20 protein-coding genes and 1 tRNA gene are annotated in these 19369 nt (G+C 62.6%); 16 read left to right on the top strand and 5 right to left on the bottom strand.

Annotated elements, in window-relative coordinates:
- Positions 1 to 532 (top strand): aminotransferase class III-fold pyridoxal phosphate-dependent enzyme (locus B7G54_RS11380; protein WP_133059154.1); only part of this gene is annotated, 532 nt, incomplete at its 5' end.
- Positions 533 to 759: 227 nt separating this feature from the next.
- Here the strand turns inward: B7G54_RS11380 and cysC are convergent.
- Both cysC and B7G54_RS11390 read right to left on the bottom strand, forming a co-directional pair.
- Positions 760 to 1302 carry an adenylyl-sulfate kinase gene (gene cysC / locus B7G54_RS11385; RefSeq protein ID WP_244289326.1) on the bottom strand — a complete coding sequence of 181 codons (543 nt, stop codon included), beginning with the start codon at positions 1300 to 1302 and terminating at the stop codon, positions 760 to 762.
- Between the two features lie 569 nt (positions 1303 to 1871).
- Entirely contained in the window at positions 1872 to 2360 is a 489-nt protein-coding gene (locus B7G54_RS11390; protein WP_085039213.1) for a helix-turn-helix domain-containing protein, read from the bottom strand.
- A gap of 506 nt (positions 2361 to 2866) precedes the next feature.
- On the opposite strand from B7G54_RS11390, the gene B7G54_RS11395 reads away from it, so the two are divergent.
- The 12 genes from B7G54_RS11395 (at position 2867) to B7G54_RS11455 (ending at position 12265) form a co-directional block, all read left to right on the top strand.
- Positions 2867 to 3169, top strand: coding sequence for a cellulose synthase (locus tag B7G54_RS11395; RefSeq protein WP_085039214.1), 303 nt, complete (start codon positions 2867 to 2869; stop codon positions 3167 to 3169).
- Between the two features lie 83 nt (positions 3170 to 3252).
- Positions 3253 to 3462: a major capsid protein gene (locus tag B7G54_RS11400; RefSeq protein WP_085039215.1), complete on the top strand. Its 210-nt coding sequence runs from the start codon at positions 3253 to 3255 to the stop codon at positions 3460 to 3462.
- Positions 3463 to 3528: 66 nt separating this feature from the next.
- The gene (locus B7G54_RS11405) at positions 3529 to 3801 is read left to right on the top strand and encodes a hypothetical protein (RefSeq protein ID WP_085039216.1); all 273 of its coding nucleotides are present in this window, start codon (positions 3529 to 3531) and stop codon (positions 3799 to 3801) included.
- Positions 3802 to 3874: 73 nt separating this feature from the next.
- A complete protein-coding gene (locus tag B7G54_RS11410; RefSeq protein WP_085039217.1) occupies positions 3875 to 5614 on the top strand; it encodes a virulence factor TspB C-terminal domain-related protein in 1740 nt (579 codons plus the stop codon).
- Positions 5611 to 5892: a DUF2523 domain-containing protein gene (locus tag B7G54_RS11415; protein ID WP_045600462.1), complete on the top strand. Its 282-nt coding sequence runs from the start codon at positions 5611 to 5613 to the stop codon at positions 5890 to 5892. The genes B7G54_RS11410 and B7G54_RS11415 overlap by 4 nt, the downstream gene beginning before the upstream one ends.
- Positions 5889 to 6797 (top strand): zonular occludens toxin domain-containing protein, encoded by a 909-nt coding sequence (locus B7G54_RS11420; protein ID WP_085039218.1) that lies wholly within the window; start codon positions 5889 to 5891, stop codon positions 6795 to 6797. The genes B7G54_RS11415 and B7G54_RS11420 overlap by 4 nt, the downstream gene beginning before the upstream one ends.
- Positions 6794 to 8176: a type II secretion system protein GspD gene (locus B7G54_RS11425; protein ID WP_085039219.1), complete on the top strand. Its 1383-nt coding sequence runs from the start codon at positions 6794 to 6796 to the stop codon at positions 8174 to 8176. Before B7G54_RS11420 ends, B7G54_RS11425 begins: the two co-directional genes overlap by 4 nt.
- Before the next feature lie 768 nt (positions 8177 to 8944).
- Positions 8945 to 9724, top strand: coding sequence for a rolling circle replication-associated protein (locus B7G54_RS11435; RefSeq protein ID WP_085039220.1), 780 nt, complete (start codon positions 8945 to 8947; stop codon positions 9722 to 9724).
- Between the two features lie 87 nt (positions 9725 to 9811).
- The gene (locus B7G54_RS11440) at positions 9812 to 10663 is read left to right on the top strand and encodes a tyrosine-type recombinase/integrase (RefSeq protein WP_085039221.1); all 852 of its coding nucleotides are present in this window, start codon (positions 9812 to 9814) and stop codon (positions 10661 to 10663) included.
- Positions 10664 to 10776: 113 nt separating this feature from the next.
- The gene (gene relB, locus B7G54_RS11445; protein WP_085039222.1) at positions 10777 to 11235 is read left to right on the top strand and encodes a type II toxin-antitoxin system RelB family antitoxin; all 459 of its coding nucleotides are present in this window, start codon (positions 10777 to 10779) and stop codon (positions 11233 to 11235) included.
- Between the two features lie 10 nt (positions 11236 to 11245).
- Positions 11246 to 11500 (top strand): type II toxin-antitoxin system RelE/ParE family toxin, encoded by a 255-nt coding sequence (locus B7G54_RS11450; RefSeq protein WP_085039223.1) that lies wholly within the window; start codon positions 11246 to 11248, stop codon positions 11498 to 11500.
- 51 nt (positions 11501 to 11551) lie between these two features.
- A complete protein-coding gene (locus B7G54_RS11455) occupies positions 11552 to 12265 on the top strand; it encodes a DUF6680 family protein (RefSeq protein ID WP_244289328.1) in 714 nt (237 codons plus the stop codon).
- A gap of 135 nt (positions 12266 to 12400) precedes the next feature.
- Here B7G54_RS11455 and B7G54_RS11460 read toward each other — a convergent pair whose 3' ends face one another.
- Positions 12401 to 13273 (bottom strand): LysR family transcriptional regulator, encoded by an 873-nt coding sequence (locus tag B7G54_RS11460; protein WP_085039224.1) that lies wholly within the window; start codon positions 13271 to 13273, stop codon positions 12401 to 12403.
- 96 nt (positions 13274 to 13369) lie between these two features.
- Here B7G54_RS11460 and B7G54_RS11465 point away from each other — a divergent pair, with 96 nt between their 5' ends.
- Positions 13370 to 14770 carry an MFS transporter gene (locus tag B7G54_RS11465; RefSeq protein ID WP_085039225.1) on the top strand — a complete coding sequence of 467 codons (1401 nt, stop codon included), beginning with the start codon at positions 13370 to 13372 and terminating at the stop codon, positions 14768 to 14770.
- Between the two features lie 222 nt (positions 14771 to 14992).
- Here B7G54_RS11465 and B7G54_RS11470 read toward each other — a convergent pair.
- Together B7G54_RS11470 and B7G54_RS11475 are read right to left on the bottom strand one after the other, a co-directional pair.
- Positions 14993 to 15067 (bottom strand) — tRNA-Val (locus B7G54_RS11470).
- Between the two features lie 98 nt (positions 15068 to 15165).
- Entirely contained in the window at positions 15166 to 16068 is a 903-nt protein-coding gene (locus B7G54_RS11475) for a LysR family transcriptional regulator (RefSeq protein ID WP_085039226.1), read from the bottom strand.
- Between the two features lie 209 nt (positions 16069 to 16277).
- Here B7G54_RS11475 and B7G54_RS11480 point away from each other — a divergent pair, with 209 nt between their 5' ends.
- Positions 16278 to 18029 carry an acyl-CoA dehydrogenase family protein gene (locus B7G54_RS11480; protein ID WP_085039227.1) on the top strand — a complete coding sequence of 584 codons (1752 nt, stop codon included), beginning with the start codon at positions 16278 to 16280 and terminating at the stop codon, positions 18027 to 18029.
- The gene (locus B7G54_RS11485; protein ID WP_085039228.1) at positions 18026 to 19228 is read left to right on the top strand and encodes a CaiB/BaiF CoA transferase family protein; all 1203 of its coding nucleotides are present in this window, start codon (positions 18026 to 18028) and stop codon (positions 19226 to 19228) included. Before B7G54_RS11480 ends, B7G54_RS11485 begins: the two co-directional genes overlap by 4 nt.
- Positions 19229 to 19369 lie beyond the last annotated feature (141 nt).

Raw genomic sequence — 19369 nt, forward strand, 5'->3', positions numbered from 1 at the left:
CTTCGAGCCCGATCTGATCACGATGGCGAAGGGCCTCACGTCGGGCTACGTGCCGATGGGTGCCGTCGGCATTCACGAGCGCGTGGCGCGGCCGATCATCGACAACGGCGAATTCAACCACGGCCTCACGTACTCGGGGCACCCGGTTGCAGCGGCCGTCGCGGTCGCGAACCTGAAGCTGCTGCGCGACGAAGGGATCGTCGAGCGCGTGAAGAACGACATCGGGCCGTACTTCCAGCGCCGGCTGCGCGATGCGCTGGGCGACCATCCGATCGTCGGGGAGATCGCGGGAACGGGGCTGGTCGCGGGCGTTCAGCTTGCACGCGACTGGGACCGGCGCGAGCGGTTCGGTGCGAACGTCGATATCGGCACGATCTGCCGCGACTTCTGCTTCAACGGCAATCTGATCATGCGCGCGACCGGCGATCGGATGCTGCTGTCGCCACCCCTCGTGATTCGCGAGGCGGAGGTCGACGAGATCGTCGACAAGGCGAAGCGTGCGTTCGATGCGACGGCGGCGCGGGTGGGGTAGTCGCGTAACGCGCGACCCTGCATGCATGCGGGTGCCGTCACGCGAGCGGCATGTCGAATTTGTCCCGATCGGGATTCGACGTGTTCTACCGGACCGGGGGACGGTTTTCGTGCGACAGGGCTTGATGTTCCCTGCACGGCGTATGTTCGTTAATCGTGCTGACCTTTGGGGGCACGACTAACGGAACGCAGCGCATTGTCGTTCGGATGCGCGGTAACGAGGGGGGATTATGCGTGTGCGAATCGCTGCCGCTCGAAATTCATCACGAGTGCTACCGACGACGCGATATCCATCGATCCCGTTTCGACGACGAGATCAGGCGCGGTCGGTACTTCGTATGGATCCGAGATGCCGGTGAATTGCGTTGTCTGGCCGGTGATCGCCTTGGCGTAAAGCTGCTTCGGGTCTCGTGCGGAGCATGTGGCGATATCGGTTTTCAGGTAGACCTCGACGAACCGATCTGCACCAACGATCTGTCGTGCCCGTTGCCGGTCGGCGTTGTAAGGCGAGATCAGGGCGACGATCACCATGAAACCCTGGCTATTGAGCAACTTTGCGATCTCGGCGGTGCGGCGGCAGTTTTCGGTGCGGTCTTCCCGCGTGAAGCCGAGATCGGGAGAAACGCCTGCCCGCAATTCATCCCCGTCAAGGATGCAGGTCGGAATATTGCGTGCGCGCAACTGCGCCGCAATTTCCCGCGAGAGGGTTGACTTGCCGGCGCCGCTCAGACCGGTAAGCCACAGGGTGTAGTCGTTCTTCTCTTGTGCCATGGGTGTGCAATCTCTGTCGCCAACTCTCGTCATCGCAAGTGATGATTTCGTGCCTAAATGCGATGCCGATTCGGCTGGCTGTTATTTGGTGTAAGGATTCTATGCATCCGGATTTCTTCAAATGTTACAGAATAATTACCAAAAATTACACTGGCAATTTTCTTTCTTTCGTGTCGAAAGATTGCTAATGACCTGGTTGAAATGTCTGAACTTTGTTCGTACGCCGGGCCTGGGGCCGGCGTTGATCCGGCGGGGCTCGATGCGCGAAGAAATCGGAGAATTTTCCACTGATAGTGGATTTACCTGATTTGCATCAGCCAATAGAAGCGAATGGTGTTTGGCGAATCGACGCACGTCAATGGCCAGACAATGTTTGAGGACGGTGCTCCTGCATCCGCTTTCGCTTCCGATTCGCAGCGTGGCGTTATTGTTGGAAAACCGCACAGCGCGCCAGCGGATTAGCCGGACCGACATTGATTGACGTCAGGGGCAAATTGACGCGCCGGTCACGAAGGGCGTGTTGATCGAAGTCGAGACGACGAATTCGTGGAGGAGGCGATGGCTGCCGGTCACGGCGAGTCTGCGCGGGTGGGCCGTGTATTCGGCGCATCAAAACGAAAAGGGCCTGCGTCGTGAGACGCAGGCCCTTGAATTCTTTGGTGGGCGGTACTGGGATCGAACCAGTGACCCCTGCCGTGTGAAGGCAGCGAGCTATCTGGATAGGCGATGGAGGCCTGTGCGTGGTCGGGCCCCATCCCCAAACCCGTCCAGATCAAGAGGGCGAGCGCCCCGGTGACGCTGGCTGCGCGCAGACTGCTAAGCGCTCGTTGCCAGACCGAAGCGCGGTCTGCGTCCAATTGACTTTCCACTTCCGCGAGCGTTTCCAGCGGCGGCAAACCGGCCACCTCGGCCATCAACATGATGTCCGTCGCGGACGGTTTGCCCGTCCCCTTCTTCCACTCGCTGATGCGGCTCTGAGGCTTGCCGATAACTTCCGCTAGTGCGCCTAGCGAACCGGTCGACGACCGCGCTTGCTCAATCAAGTCAGAAATGTTCATACGATAGCCCTTGACAATTTACGACTGCCGTAAATACAATTTACGCATGTCGTAAATTTACGCAATTCGTGAATTCGCGCAGTCTATCAGTCTGACGAGAAAGGTAAACCCCGCGTTGACGGGGCCAGATCACAGCCAAGCGGGGGTAGGTGTTGCCGAAATACCACGTTCATGCCTACACGCAGTGCGGTCACAACCGCGTTGCCGTCATCGATGTAAGCGCCCGGGGCGTTGAGGGTGCTCGCGAAAAGGCCCGCGCTGCTCTGCGTCGGGCAGGGCGCAAGCCGGATCTTTGCACACTGGTTCCGGTGGAAGTCTCCCAGCCTCGCAACCCGTTTCCCCTGTAACCCACCGCACCGCAACTCACCCTCGGATAGTGCGGTGTTTTGTGGACGGCTGACCCAGCGTCCACCTTTTTCAAGTTGTAGCGCGTCCGTCGCGCATATGGCCCGAGCCTGAACGGCTCTATTCATCACAAGTAGTAGTCCTAAATTCAAGGAACCGAAATGAACAAGCAAAAGTTGACCATTCTCCAAGTGATCCAGCGCGGTGGCATTTCGAAGCGCACCGGCCAGCCGTGGGAAATCCACACGGCGCAATGCGTGCTGGAGCAGGAGAGCACTGAGGGCAAGCAAATCCTCGTCGGCACGATCAATCTGCCGGCTGCGCTGAAAGACTCCCCGACTGGCGAGTATCTCGCGGAATTCGCGCTGCAGCAGTCGATGGAGGGCAAGCTTGAGCCGCGCATCGTATCGCTTGTGCCGTTCGGTCGACCGACTGCCAAGGCTGCTGCGTCCGCCGCTTCGTAATCCGTCAAGGAATTCGGGCTGTTCGCATCTGGCCCGCGCGAACGGCTTTTTCTGATTGGGCCGGAACCTGAGAGAGAAACAACATGAAGAAACTGATTGCAGCAGCAGCTACGGCAGTCGCAAGCGCGGGCGCATTTGCAGCAGGCGAGGCTGCGCCGACGATGGACGTTTCGTCGGTCGTGAGCGCTATCAATGGCATCGGCCCGAACATCGTTCTCGTCGGCGGTGCGGTGCTCGCACTGGCGGCAGTGACGTTCGGCTACCGCACGGTGCGCAGCTTCATCGGCCGCTGATCGCGCAGCACGCTAAGCCCCCGGTATGCCACGGTGCGCCGGGGGCTTTTTCATTGGAGGTTGGGTATGGCGCAGGGCATCGATGTAGTGGTATGTGGCGCTGCCTCCGGTGCTACCGCGACTGGTGCTCAAGTTCCATGCACGTTGTCGGACGGTTCGCCGGGGGTGCAGCAGGTCGCGCACCTCACGCTAGTCAACGATGGGGCGACGAGTGATGCGCCGATCCCGGGCGGCGTCGAGGCGGGGTTGGTCGTCGGCAGTGCGGTGTTTCTGGTGTTGGCGATTGCGTTCGGCCTGCGTGCGGTGCGCCGGTTTCTTGAATCGGCTTCGGAGAGTTGACCATGCTTTTGTACTGCATTGAGTTCGTCGTGGTCGTTGGGACCATCTATTCGGCCGGAATGATTCTGCTGTCATGAGGCTGATACACCTTCTCATCGTGGCGCTGCTGCTCGCTTCGTTATCGACGGCGAATGCGGCAAGTCCGGCCCCGGCACCTAAGGCGCTTGTCCGATTCGACGCGCGCGGAAATGTCGTTATGGAGCCGGGCACGACTGCCAAGCCAGCTGGGCCACTCGATCGCGTTGTTGAGGCTACTGATGCGACTACGCCGCTTGATCGCGTCGTGGTTCAGACGGAATCGCGTTCGTCGGTGCAGTTGTCGGGCGTGATTGCTGCGACTGAGGCGAAGCGGGGCTATGACGTCCTGGGCGCAGTAGCTGAAGCGACGGTGAAGCATATGAACACAATCACCGGCGTCGGCGGAACGATGGCGGGTGGTGTGGCGACAGCCGCTTGCGCATTTAGAGGTGGATTTTTGGGCGTTGCCGCGTGCTCGGCTATCGGCGCTGCTGTTGGCGCGTCCGTACAGATTGCGCTTGATGGCTTGATTCGCTGGTTGTTCCCGACCACGCCGTCGACGGACGTGTCGACGTCTTCGGACCCCCAGGCTGGAAAGCTCGTCAAAGGACAGCCTGCGTGGGTTGCGAGTAATTGCAGTGGTGGGGTTAAGGTTCAGGGCGCCACCATTAAGTTGGTGGTGCAGGCATGCATGCAGAATAGCTATAAGAGCTTTGCGAATTCTGGACTGCCGAATGTGCACTATCAGGACCTCGGTTGTGATGAGGTGCAGGGCACTTGCACGGTTCGGCGCTACGGTGTGTCGGATCCCGATCCGTTGGAATACACGTTTGGTGTCCTTCCGAGGGCTTCTACCGTTTCGTGCGATTCTGGAATGGCAGTCTCGGACTCATGTATCTCGCCGGGTCCTACGGGACCTACGGAGCAGATTTCCGTAAGGTCGGCGGTCGAGCAATTGCCTAAAAGCGATCTCGCTGCGCCGGTGAACCCGAAGATTGTCGCGGCGCTGGCTAACGAGCTGTGGAAGCAGGCAAGCGCCCAGCCCGGCTATCAGGGCGTGCCATACGATCCGGCCTATCCGATTAGCGCGGACGACGTGAGTGACTGGAATCGGCAGAATCCCGGGTGGGTTCCGAACGTGGGTGAGTTCTCGTCCGTGAGCCCGGGCGCTGACGGTGGGTCGATGCGATTTCCGGTGCCGAACGGCAATCCGGGCGCTCCTACCAGCCCCGGCACCGGCACGAATCCCGGCACCGGCACGAACCCCGGCACCGGCACGAACCCCGGCACCGGCACGAACCCCGGCACCGGCACGAACCCCGGCACCGGCACGAACCCCGGCACCGGCACGAACCCCGGCACCGGCACGAACCCCGGCACAGGTACGAATCCCGGTACCGGCACCAACCCGGGCACGGGAACAGACCCCGGCACCGGCACCAACCCGGGCACTGGCACGAATCCCGGCACTGGCACGAATCCGGGAGACGGTGGGAAGCCGCAACCGTCACCCGATCTGTGCGCCTTGCATCCTGACGCGTCCGGTTGCGCACCGCTCGGTAGTGCGAATGATGTTGGCGTGAAACGTGATTCGCAAGGCGTGTCGTTGTCGCCGATCTCGATCGGTCTGAATAACGGCGTTTGCCCAAAGCCTTATGAAGTCGTCGTGTTCGACTCGCATCTTTCGTTTAGCTATCAACCGATCTGCGATCTAGCGGTCAGGTTGCGGCCGCTGGTGCTCATGTTGTCGGCGCTCGGCGCGGGTCTGATCTTTGTTATGGGGCTAACGGCATGAGTTGGGCGACCCTGCTTGTATCGCTGGTTGGGCCGATCGTTACGCGCGTATTGGTAGCGCTCGGCATCGGCTTCTTGACCGTGACCGGTATCGATTTGGCGCTGAATCAGGTCATTCAGTGGATGACTGCGAGCGTGGGCGGGCTGGCCGCCGATATCGCGAACGTGCTTGCGCTCGGTGGCGTCGGTGACGGCATCGCTTATGTGCTCGGCGGCTTGTCCGCCCGCGTGTCGTTCTACCTGCTCACGTCCACAACGAAAATGGTGTTCAGCAAATGATCACGCTGATTACGGGGGTGCCGGGTAGCGGCAAGACGCTGTATGCGGTGTGGCTGCTGACGAAGCTTGCGAAAGGGCGTCGCGTGCTGGTTGATGGCATTCGCGACCTCGCCGTCGAGCACGTCGAGATTGACGAGCCGTGGTTGCGGCAATGGCACGTGAACGCGCAGGCGCACGACTTGATCGTCATCGATGAGGCGCAGCGCATCTACCCGCCGACGACCGCGAGCCAGAAGCCGACGCCGGACGTTGAGCAACTGCACGTCCATCGGCATATGGGCGTTGACTTCATCATCATCACGCAGCATCCGCAGCGCATCAGCAAGACGGTGCGCGACCTCGTCGGCCGACACGTTCATGTGCGCAACCTGTTCGGCCTCAAGCGCGCGATGCTGTACGAATGGGATCACTGTCACAACCCAAGCAGCCTGAAAGATGCAGTGAAGCGCCAATGGTCCTATCCGCGCGAGGTTTTCAAGCTCTATACCAGTGCGGAAGTGCATACGAAGAAGCAGGCAGTTGTTCCGAAAGCGTTGTTCGCTATCCCGGTCGCTCTGGTCGTGTTCCTTGTGTTGGCCGTGAAGATTTATCACCGGGCGCATGAGGGCTTCGGCGCCGCGCCTGAAGCAGCGGTAGCTGGGCCGGTTGCGGCGTCACAACCTGCGACTGCGCCGCGCCCCGCTGATGTGAACAAGTCGGCTGAATGGCGGGTAGCAGGGCGCTACGCGGTGTCCGGGGCGGCGTATGTCGTGGTGGTCGCGGCGGACGGCCGGTTGCGTGCGGTTCCGTCGTCCGAATTTCGCGGCGAGGGGGTGCGGCTGGTTGGCGATGTGGACGGCAAGACGGCAAGCGGGTGGACAGGCGTGCAAGGTGGAAAAACAGAACAAAACGGGGGTGTGCGATGACGCGATGTGTTGCGCTGTTTGGCGCGTTGATGCTGTCGAGTGGTTGGGTGCATGCGGCCGGCACGGTTCCGCCGTTGCCGACTCTGCCGGCTGATCCGGGTTTGACCGCTGCTGCATCTGCGTCGCCGCTGCCTGCGCAGCAGCCGCTCACGCCGCTTAAGCATGTTCGCGGGACGGCGTTCGATCTGCGGTTCGTCACGGTGGCGCAGGTGGTTGACCTGATCTATCAGGACGCGATGCGCACGCCTTACGTGCTCGGCCCCGATGTGCTGACCGACACCCGCCTTGTGTCATTCCGCCTGGACGACCAGAGTCGCGACGTGCGCGAAGTGATGGTGGATTTCCTCGACTCGCTCGGCTTTCAGGTGGTCACCAAAAGCGGCGTCGATTACGTGATGAAGAAGCCGGGCGCTGTGCTCGCGAAAGCGGATCGCGATGTGTACGTGTACAAGCCGCGATACCGGAAGGCCAGCGAATTACGCGAGCTGGTTGAGCCGCTGATTGGTACGCGCTCGATGCTGCCGCCTGTGTCCATCGCGCCGGTTGTTGGCGACGCGGCGGGTGCCGTGCAAGTGCCGGGCGCACCAGTTGCGGTGCCGAATAGCTTGCCTGTGGCTCAACCGGTCGCAGGTGGCGTTCAGGCGCGCGGCGGTGAGCTGGTCGTCGTCGGTTCGCGCGATGAGGTCGCCATGTTGCGCAAGGTGGTTCCGGAGCTGGACACGGCCCCGGGCGAGGTCGTGGTGCGTGGCTGGGCGTACGAAGTGACCAACACCGATTCAACGAACTCGGCGTGGAGTATCGCGGCGAAGGTGCTGGGCGGCCAGCTTCGCATCTCGAGCGGTGACACGTCATCCGACAAGAGCGCTGTGCGATTCACCGGGCCGGGCATCGATGCGGCGATATCGGCGCTCAATGCGGATTCACGGTTCAAGGTCATCAGCTCGCCACACGTGCGGATCGCATCAGGTGAGCGTGTGCGCCTGAACGTCGGGCAGCAGGTGCCGACGCAATCCAGCGTGAGCTATCAAGGGTCGAGCGGCACGCCGGTTCAGTCGATCACGTATCAGGACGCAGGGTTGATTTTCGATGTCGAGCCAACCGTGATGCGTGACGTGATCGAGCTGCGCGTGCATGAGGAAATCTCCGATTTTGTTACGACGAAAACCGGCGTCGATACGTCACCGACGAAGAATACGCGCCAGTTGCAGACCGTCACACGGCTGGCGGACGGCGAGGTCGTGGTGCTGGGCGGGCTGATTCAGGATCGGAATGCGACGGCGCGAAGCGGTTACGCGTGGCTTCCGAGCTTTCTCGATGGTCGGTCAAGCTCGAAGCAGCGGACGGAGGTTCTGTTGGTTCTGCAGGTGCAACGGATTTGATCGCGGTCGGCGGATCGATGCGGTCGAGGAACGCCGATACCAGAAGGTACGAGCATGCCCCGGCCCCCAGCGCGATTGCCGCGATTTTGAGTGGCGAAAGCGTGGATATGGCGACGGCGGCTGTGGGGGCGGGCTGTGCGGGTGGTGCGGTTGGCGTGGGCGCGCTGTACGACATATGGCCCTGCTGCGCACGCTTCTCCTTCTCCTTGTATTCCTCGCGATACCAGTCTCGGTCGTACATGCTCATCTGTGGCCTCTCGGTAGTTTTGTGGGGGAGATTGTAAGGCGGTGCGGCGCGACGGGTGGCGTCCAGCGTCAGGAGTGTCCGGCCGGGATCGCAGCGACGTAGGGCGGCGGCTTGGTTGCGAAGTTGTGGCGGTTATCGCGCGGCTCAGCGCGGCCAGCCGGGCCGAGTAGCGGGTACTCGCGATGGCCGGTGTCGAAGGCACGGCAGGGAAACGCCCTCCCTCCTGAAAGCCCGCTGCGGCCGTTGTGGTTCCGGCGCGATAGGAGAGGGCGTATGCGGTTGCGGGTAGAGGGTGGGGTTATCGCTGCGGGCGGCTCGCCCAGCGCAGCAGAGCGCGCCGGGCGGGCCGCGCGCAGCGCGGCCCCTAAACTTGTATCAGGGACACTTAACGGATACGGGACACGGACGCCAGCATAGAGCGAGGCGGAGCAAGGACAGAAAGGCGGTTCAGAAAAAAGAAAAGCCCTGAACGCGGCAACGGTCAGGGCTTGGTGAAACAGCGCATTACAAAGGTGATTGCAATGCACGACGCAAGTATAGGCGACTTCTCGCCGTTCCGTAGAGAGTGGGTGATCCGTGGTCGGAATTTTGGCGACGGTCAGGTCGAAGTGACGGCGACGCGGTTCGATCGCTACATGGGCGCGCTGTCGTTGAATGCGATGCCCAAGGCGAAGCGCGGCGAGTCGGAGAACAGCGAGTCGAACCTGATGGACGCCGCGAAACGCGCCAAGCAACAGGTGCGGCTCCGCTGTAAAGCGATTGGGGCGGATCGAATGATCACGTTGACGTACCGCGAGAACATGCAGGACAAAGACCGGCTGAAGCGTGATTTCGACGCGCTGCGCCGTCGCCTGTCGAAGCTCTCTAGCTTCCAATATGTGGCGACGCCGGAACGTCAGAAGCGCGGTGCATGGCACCTCCACGTCGCGGTGCGTGGGCGCCAGAACTATCGCGTGCTGCGCTCGATCTGGCAAAGCATCGTCGGCGTAGGCAACGGCCAGGTCAACGTGCGGAATCCGTTCAAGGAGAAGGGGCTCCGGCACAAGCTCGCAGCTTATCTCGCGAAGTACATCACCAAGGATTTCGCGGAGCACGCGCTGAACGAAAAGCGGTACTGGACGAGCCGCGGCGTGGTCGTCCCGGAAGTCATGCCGATCGATCACATCACGGCGAATGATCCTGCCGAGGCATTGAAGACTGCATTTAAGGCGGCATTGCGAGCGGGTGCGACATTAGATCGTTGTCAGGCATTTTGGCGGCAAGAGTTAGGGGTGTTCTGGTTATCGACGCGAGAAAATTAGAATCAATATTGGTAATTAATTATTGATTCGCGCTGTGGGTTTAAACGTCGATATTATTCGGATTCAACGGCGTGAGAGGGCTGGTGAATGACATTCGAAGAAGTAATAGACGTATACCTCGCGTCGAAAAAGAATCGAAGCAGGCAACGTGATCTGTACGCATTGAAGCGGCTCAGGCCGTACTTTTCTGACAGGGATTTGTGCGTGCTGAAGCGGGCCGACGTGAGGCGGTACATTGCAGTTCGGCAGGCGGATGGTGTTCAGGAATCGACAATACAGCGTGAATTGAGGGTTTTTTCTGCGGCCATAAATTTTGTGCGATTGGAATATGATCGGCCCGATTTACCGAATCCGGTTATTAGGCTGGCTATGTCGTCTGGGGCGGCTCGGGTTCGGTGGATCAGTCGGCAGGACGCTGACGCACTGGTGATATGTGCGTCACGCTTCGCACGTCGGCCGCATTTGCCAAACTTCATTCGTCTTGCTTTGCATACCGGTTGCCGGAAAAACGAACTGCTGAAGCTCGAATGGTCGCGGGTGGATTTTGATCGAGCGGTTTTGTCGCTGGAGCCGAGCGATACAAAGAACGGTAAGCGTCGCGTTGTGCCGCTGAACGATGAGGCAATGGCGGCGTTAAGACATCAGCGCGAGTGGGTGCGGGTGACAGTGCCTCGTTCGCCGTGGGTGTTCGCGGTGGCGTCAGGGGATCGGATGACGACGATTCAGAAGGGTTTTCGCGCCGCGTGTCTTCGCGCGGGAATCGATGATTTCAGGGTGCACGACTTGCGCCATACCTTCGCTTCATGGCTCGTCATGGCGGGCGTGTCGCTGTACGTGGTGAAGGATTTGCTGGGGCACTCGTCGATCACGGTGACGGAGCGGTACGCGCATCTGGCGCCGCACATGGGGCGCGAGGCGGTACGGACGCTGCATGCCTAGGCGCGGGGCGGTGACTGCCAGATGAGGTTTTACGTCAAATAATGGGGGCGGAATGCTATTGACAGTGGCACGATGTATTATAGATCGTGCCGTTATCTTCTAAAGGTTGTGCCATGAAAACGTTAGATGTGTCTCAGGCTGCTGCGGCAGCACACGCGGGCGGTGTCCTGTCGGCTGTCCTCAAAGCCGAGGGCGGTTCATTTTACGTCGAGCTGGAGACGCGGACGGCCGGCACGGCTGTGCTGGTCACGTCGAACAATCGTCGGCCGCGTGCGTTCCGGAACCCCGTCAAGGCGCTTGAGGTAATCCGCGAGCTTGGGTTGCAGTCGGGGCGATTCTCGCTCGAAGCATGGCGGCCGGATGAGGTCGAAATCGAACGTTCTAGCCGTCCGGATCGCGCAGAGGCGATGAAGCAGACGCACGCGAATGCGGCGGCCTATGACAAATGGTTGCGCGAGCAGGTGCAGGCGTCGATCGACGATCCGCGCCCGAGCATCGAGCATGAGGACGTAATGAAAAATGCTCTGGCCCGCGTCGAAGCGATGAGAAAGGGGAAGCGTGCTAAGACTTAAGTGGCGGCCGATGGCCGAGGCAGACCTGTTGGGTATCTTGGAGTTTATCGGGGAGGACGATCCGGATGCTGCATTAGCGTTGGTAGAGCTGATCCGTGAAAAGGTGGAGGGGTTGAAGGCTCGTCCGAAGCTGTATCGAGCAGGGCGCGTCTCCGGAACGAGGGAGATGGTGGTGCATCACAACTACATCGTCGTGTACAGCATTGATGCGGACGTGGTGGAGATTCTGAGCGTGAAGCATGCCCGGCAACAGTGGCCGGACTGAAGCTGGATTCGGCTTGAGCTTGCCAATAACGGGGTGAAGAAAATGTGGGGAATGGAAACGAGAGACTGGATGACGGTTGCAGCAACGGTTGCCGGGCCGATCCTCGCGGTGCAGGCGCAGAAGTGGGTGGAGCGCGCCCGTGCATCCGCACAACGCCGGGACTGGATCTTCAGCACCCTGATGGCGACTCGACAGGACCGCGTTTCAATGGAGCACGTGCGTGCGCTGAACATGATCGACCTCGCGTTCTACGGTACGCGTGTGCTTGGCAAGGTATGGCGCAGTAAGGGATCGCAAGCGGTTCTCGACGCGTGGCACGACTACCACGCTCACCTGACGGTTTCTCCGCAAAATCGACCGGCAAACGAAGGCGAGCAACTCGACTGGAACGGTCGCTGTGACGAACTGTTCACTAATCTGCTCGACCGGCTCGCCGTAGTCATGAGCTACAAGTTTGAACTCGCCGCGCTGAAAGGCGGTAGCTATTCGCCCGAAGCACATGGCACGGTCGCTCTACAGCAGCAGGCCATACGCCATCTGGCAATCGAGGTGCTCGCCGGCAACAAGAATCTACCGATGGAGGTCAAGGCATGGCCCGTCGATGCCGCCGTCGCTGAACAGCAGCGCAACACGCAGGCCGAACTGGTCCAGAACCAGAGGGAAATGATGGGCGACTTTAAGCAGATCCTAGAGCGCCTCACCGAGCATGCCGTTGGCCCTCGCGCAGAAGCATTAGCGCCCACTGAACCTGAGTCTCATCGATGAACCAAAGAAAGATTCTTCGTGGATGTCGCTTGCCGACCCCAAGCAGCCGTTCGCCAATCAGCGCCGTCAAGGGCCACTTTGAAGTGACAATCGGACGCCTGTTTCCGGCGTGTCAAGCCAACGTCGAAGTCGTCGCTACACCGCGGAATTATGGGCGAAGGTTCTGCTTGCCACGCCTGAGATAAAGTCGATCACGGCACGAATCGCCGGCGAATGTCTGAGATCGGCATGCACTACAAGCCAGATCTCACGAGAGAACGACGCCCCATCGAACGGCAGCCGTTGCAATTCAGGATCGCCGTCACCCATAAAGATGGGTAGCCCTGCGACACCCACTCCCGTGCGGGCCGCCACCTGCTGCGTCGTGATATCGCTGACTTCGCAGACGATGCGGCGGCCTTGAGCGATCGACACGAGCCATTGCTGATGCGGCATTTCTGCGAATTGCGCTTCGTAAGCAATGAATGCCCAGTCGTCGGGTGACGACGCATGCGCATATTCGCGGCTCGCATACAGGCCGAAAGGCATTTCCCCAAGTTTGCGCGTGACATTCTGCGGTTCCTCGGGGCGAACGAGGCGCACCGCGAGATCCGCTTCGCGACGTCCGAGGGAAATGCGCTGTGCCTGGCTGGCGATCGCCAAGCGAATTCCGGGATGTAGTTGCGCGAATTCATGAAAGTGATTCGCGAAGAGGTTGTGTGCGAGCACCGGCGGCACGCTGACTGTAACCACGCCGTGCAAGGGCGTCTGTTCCGCGAGCACGAGGCGCTCGATCGAAAACGCGCGCTCCTCCATTTGCTCCGCGAATTCCAGAATGAGCTTGCCTGTCGATGTCGGCCGGCACGCACGCGGCAATCGGTCGACCAGGCGTACCTTCAGTTCGGCTTCGAGCGCGCTCAGTCGACGGCTCACTGTCGCATGATCGACATTCAGACGTCGTGCCGCCGCGGAGAGGCTGCCAGTCTGCGCCACGGTGACGAAATAGCGAAGGTTTTCCCAGTCGAACATCTGTGCATTTTCTCAAGGGTGCTATGCGGCTTTGCGGAATATTCGCACAGAACGCAATCCTTTACGCTTCGGTCCTTTGAACTCGAAGGATCGACCATGCAGACACCGTCCAGACGTCACCCGTTACTGGTTCAAACAGCAGCATGCCTTGGCTTTGTGGTCGTACTGATCGATGTCAGCGTCGTCAATGTTGCGCTTGATGCTTTGAGATCGGTCTTCGATGCAGACATCACAGACCTCCAATGGGTCGTCAACGCGTATGCGCTGGTCTTTGCTTCGTTGCTGCTCATTGCGGGCGCGCTCGGCGACAGGTGGGGTGCAAAGCGTGTGTTCATGGCTGGCTACGCGATATTCACGATTTCGTCGATCGGCTGCGGGATGGCGCAATCCGTGCCTGCGTTAATTGGCTGGCGTCTCGTTCAGGGGGCGGGGGCCGCGCTGCTCGTGCCGAACTCATTGGCCGTTCTGCGGGTGGCGTTCGAGGACGCGACGGAGCGCAGCCGTGCGATCGGCTGGTGGGGCGCGGGCGGGGGCATCGCTTTGGCCGCTGGCCCCCTGGCAGGTGGCCTGCTGATCGCTGCGGCCGGCTGGCGAAGCATCTTTCTGGTCAATGTGCCCGTGGGCATCGCAGGCATTTGGCTGACATGGCGGTTCGCGCCCGATACGAACGCGCAAGATGGCCGGAGTCTGGATCTCCCGGGGCAACTAACTGGCGCGGTCGCGCTAGCAGCACTCACGTTCGCATCGACCGAAGTGAGCGCGCTAGGCTGGCGCAGTGCTTTTGTCGAGGGTGCGTTCGCCCTATGCGTCGGAATGAGTATCGCGTTCGTCTGGCTGGAATCGCGCAATCCTGCTGCGATGCTGCCTGCCGCGTTGTGGCAGAACCGCGTTGTCCGCTGCGCGACCCTGATCGGCATGCTTGCGAATCTGGTTTTCTACGGCATCGTCTTCACGTTGAGCCTGCTCTTTCAGTCGGTCTGGCATATGACGCCGGTCCATACGGGCGTGGCATTCCTGCCGATGATGGGCATCCTGGTAATCGTGAATATCGCTGCGGGACGACTGGCGAGCCGGGTCGGCGCGCGCGCACTGGCAACGGTCGGTTTGCTGATTTCCGCAGGCGGCTATCTCGCGATGTGGCCGGCCATAGCAGCACAGTCCTTCTGGCTGCTCGCGCTACCCATGCTGTTCGCGGGTAGTGGAATTGCTCTGACCATTCCAACTATCACTGCTGCGACGCTGGCCGCTGTGAGCGGCGCACAGTCGGGAATTGCGTCGGGATTGTTGAATGCCGCACGTCAGATCGGCGGCGTGATCGGTGTCGCTTTATTCGGTTTCTTCGTTCGGCAGGCAGAGGTGGCGTCCTTTATTCACGGGGTGGAGCGAGCGTTGACCGTTTCGGCGCTGCTTCTGATTGTCGGCGCTGCAACTGCCTGGCGAAATTTGGGTGATGTGGTGCCGCAAGGTCCCCGAACCAGAAGAGGGAATGTTCGCTGACCGGCCCGAAGCTGACGGTGAGGCGTCGTAAAGTCGTAGCGACCAGATGGCCGCGTATGGCCGAACGTCGACAGTCAGCCCTGCGTTTTCCCCGGAAATCCGAGACGAAAAAAAAAAGCCCTGCGAGTGCAGGGCTTTTTCTTTGCCTAGTGGCTTTGCGCTGGTGCCGGAGAGAACTGCTCGATCCAGCGTTTGACGCGTCGCCACAAGCGGCGAATTCTTTGGTGGGCGGTACTGGGATCGAACCAGTGACCCCTGCCGTGTGAAGGCAGTGCTCTACCGCTGAGCTAACCGCCCAAAGAAGCTGAAATTATGTCAGGGCTTTGAGGGTCTGTAAAGTACTTTCTGCAAATATTTTTCAGATACGCGCACATACTTGCCGGCCGGCCGTGCGCTCAGCCCGCGAGCGCGGGCAGCGCGTCGATCGACGCGCGCACGTAATCCGCGAACCGCAGCGCGACCGGTTCGGCGGTGCCGCTGCGCTTCAGCGCGAGCGTGCGCGATTCGAGCGACGCATCCTTCAGCGGCCGGAACGCGAGCCGGTCGCTCTTCACCTGCTGCAGCACGCGTGGTACGAGCGCGATACCCATCCCGAACTCGATCATCGACAGGATGGTCTGCCACAGCCGTGCCTCGTGACGGATCAGCGGGCTGAAGCCGGCGTTCACGCATTGCGCGATGATCAGGTCGTGATAATGCGGCGCCGCTTCGCGCGGGAACAGGATGAACGGTTCTGCGGCTAGTGCGGGGAGTGCGACCTGCTTGCACCGCGCGAGCGGATGCGCGGCCGGCAGGCAGCACACGAACGGTTCCGCATAGACGGGCGCCGATTCGACCTCGGGCGGGAAGTGGCCCCAGTGCGCGTAGCCGAGATCGATCTGGCCGCGCTGGATCGCCTGCACCTGGGCCTGCGTGTTCATTTCACTCAGCACGACCTCGACGCCCGGATAGTCGGCCTCGAAGCGCCGCACGGCATCCGGCAGCCCGCGATACAGCATCGAATGAACGAAGCCGATCCGCAGCCGGCCCGCGAGGCCCGACGCGGAGCGCACCGTCAGGCGCTCGGCCTCGGCCGCCTGCAGCAGCAGCCGGCGCGCTTCGCCGAGCAGCACCTCGCCCGCGTTGGTCAGCGCGACGGTCTTGTTGGTGCGCGAGAACAGCTGCACGCCGAGCGCTTCCTCGAACTTGCGGATATCGAAACTCAGCGCCGGCTGCGAGATGAACAGGCGTTTCGCCGCGCGCCCGAAATGCAACTCCTCGGCGACCGCCACGAAATAGCGCAACTGCCTCAGTTCCATGATGTTGCCTCCCGGCGCCGGCATCGATAAGTGTTGTCTATCGTACCGGACAAATCCTGTATTGGACGCTTATCGATCGCAAGCCTACGCTCTTCCGAAAGATTGACGCGGGACCGGACGGTATCGACATGCCGATGCGATCCGGCCGCGAAGCACGGGAGCGGGGCAGGCGCACGGCGTCCACTCCGCTCCGCAACGGAGACGCAAGCATGCATGACACCGATCGCACGCCGGCCGCCGGCGCGTCCAACATCCCCGACAGCCGGGGCATCAATTTCTTCACCGCCGATCCCGATCTCGGCGCGCTCCTGAAGCTGCACCTGGGCGGCGCGCGTTACGCCGAGCTCGAACCGCAGCTGCGCGCGCTCGGCGCGCGCGTGTCGGGCGAGCTCGACGAATGGGCGTCGCGTGCGGACAAGCATCCGCCCGTGCTCGAGTACCGCAACCGGCGCGGCGAAGCCGTGCAGCGGATCGACAAGGATCCCGCCTACGTCGCGCTCGAGCGCGTCGCGTATTCGGAACTCGGGCTCGCGTCGCTGAGCCACCAGCCGGATGCCGTGCCGCCGCTCGTCAAGTACGCGCTGACGTTCCTGTTCGTGCAAGCCGAATTCGGGCTCTGCTGCCCGGTCAGCATGACCGATTCGCTGACGCACACGTTGCGCCGCCACGGCGATCCGGCGCTGGTCGCGCGTTACCTGCCGATGCTCGCGTCGCGCGATTTCGACACGCTGTACCAGGGCGCGATGTTCATGACCGAGCAGGCGGCCGGGTCCGACGTCGGCCGCATCACGACGCGGGCGACGCGGGAGACGGACGCGCACGGCGAGACCGTGTGGCACCTGCATGGCGACAAGTGGTTTTGCTCGAACGCGGACGCCGATCTCGCGATGGTGCTCGCGCGTCCCGACGGCGCGCCGGACGGCATCAAGGGCCTGGGGCTGTTCCTGTTGCCGAAGACGCTGCCGGACGGCACGCGCAACCGCTACCGGATCGTACGGCTGAAGGACAAGCTCGGCAGCCGCTCGATGGCGAGCGGCGAGATCACGCTCGAAGGCGCGCAGGCGTTCCTGATCGGCGAGATCGGCCGCGGCTTCCACCAGATGGCCGACATGATCAACCTGTCGCGCCTGTCGAACGGCGTGCGCGCGGCGGGGCTGATGCGGCGCGCGCTGAACGAGGCGCTGCACGTCGCCACGCATCGCGAGGCGTTCGGCCGCAAGCTGATCGACATGCCGCTGATGCAGCGGCAGTTGATCAAGATGCTGTTGCCGGCCGAGGCCGCACGCGCGATGTTCATGCAGATCGCGTTGCTGCTGCCGCAGGCCGAAGCCGGCGACGAGCAGGCGGCGCGCTGCGTGCGGATCCTGACGCCGCTGATCAAGTTCCGCGCGTGCCGCGATGCGCGCCGCGTGACGGGCGACGCGATGGAGGTGCGCGGCGGCACCGGCTATATCGAGGAGTGGAGCGATGCGCGTATCGTGCGCGACGCGCATCTCGGCTCGATCTGGGAAGGTACCAGCAACATCGTCGCGCTCGACGTCGCGCGCGCCGCGCAGCGCGAGCAGGCGCTCGACGCGCTGCGCGCGTTCCTCGGCGACCGGCTCGGCGCGGCGCCGCTGCCCGACGCGAGCCGCGCGGCGCTGCGACGCATCTTCGCGCGGGCCTGCGACGCGCTCGCTCGGGTCGCGGCCGACGGCGACGACGCGCGCGTGCGGCAGGCCGCGTCCGCGCTGTACTACGCAAGCGCGGCCGTGCTGATGGCGTGCGAAGGCGCACGGCTCGCGCCGGATTTCCGGCGGCTCGCGCTCGCGCACCTGATCGTGCGCCACAAGCTGCTGCCGGTCGATCCACTCGCGCCGGCCTCGCGCGACGACGAGCCGGCCGCATACGGCGCGCTGCTGCGCGGCACGCCGATCGCACTCGATACCGCGCTCGACCTGCTGCCGGAGGTCGAACGATGAGCACGACGCGTGGCGCACTGGAAGGCCTGAAGGTCGTCGACCTCAGCCGTGTGCTCGGCGGCCCGTACTGCACGCAGGCGCTCGCCGACCACGGCGCGACGGTGGTCAAGATCGAGCCGCCGGACGGCGACGAGACGCGCGGCTGGGGGCCGCCGTTCCTCGGCGATACCGCCTGGTATTTCATGGGCGTCAATCGCAACAAGGAAGGGCTCGCGCTCGACCTGTCGCGCGACGAGGGGCGCGCGATCCTGTGGCGCCTGCTTGAAGAGGCCGACGTGCTCGTCGAGAACTTCAAGCCCGGCACGCTCGCGCGCTGGGGGATGGACTACGCGCGCGACCTGCAGCCGCGCTTCCCACGCCTGATCCACTGCGCGGTGACGGGTTTCGGCGAAGTCGGCCCGCTCGGCGGGCTGCCCGGCTACGACGCGGTGATCCAGGCGATGGCAGGACTGATGAGCGTGAACGGCGAGCGCGACGGCGACGCGACGCGCATCGGCCTGCCGATCGTCGACATGGTCACGGGCCTCAACGCGCTCGCCGGCATCCTGCTGGCGCTCGCGGAGCGCGAGAAGAGCGGGCGCGGGCAGTCGATCGACATTGCGCTGTACGACTGCGGCGTGTCGCTGCTGCATCCGCACCTGCCGAACTTCTTCGGCTCGGGGCGTGTGCCCGAACGCAGCGGCAACGCACATCCGAACATCGCGCCGTACGACAGCTACCGCACGGCGAGCGTGCCGATCTTCCTCGCGGTCGGCAACGACCGGCAGTTCGCGCGGCTCGTCGCGCATCTCGGCGTGCCGGCGCTCGCAAGCGATCCGCGCTTTGTCGACAACCGCAGCCGCTGTGCGCACCGGCCCGAGCTGAAGGCCGCACTGGAAGCACGGCTCGCCGCGCACGCATGCGAGCCGCTCGCGCACGACCTGATGGCGGCCGGCGTGCCGTGCGGGCCGGTGCGAACGGTGGCCGACGTCGCGCGCGATCCGCATGCGCTGCACCGGAACCTGTTCGTCGAGATCGGCGCGTATCGCGGCACGGCGTCGCCGGTGAAGCTGTCGCGCACGCCGGCCACCTATCGTTCGCCGCCGCCCGCGCTGGGCGGCGACACGCGCGCGGTGCTCGATCGCCTCGGCGTCGATCCCGCGCTCCAGCAGCAACTGCTCGACGCCGGTGTGCTGAAGACCGTACCCGACCAGACATGACCGACCGGTGCGCGCGCCGGTGAGCATGGCCGGCCGACGAAACGGAACGTCAAGCAACGCAACGTCAAGCAACACCGCCAGCCGGCGGCGCAAGGCCGGCCATCCGGCAAGGCGCGCGCCAGTCGCGCCGCCGATCACAAA

It is taken from the genome of Burkholderia puraquae (genome assembly GCF_002099195.1).
Classification (GTDB): domain Bacteria; phylum Pseudomonadota; class Gammaproteobacteria; order Burkholderiales; family Burkholderiaceae; genus Burkholderia; species Burkholderia puraquae.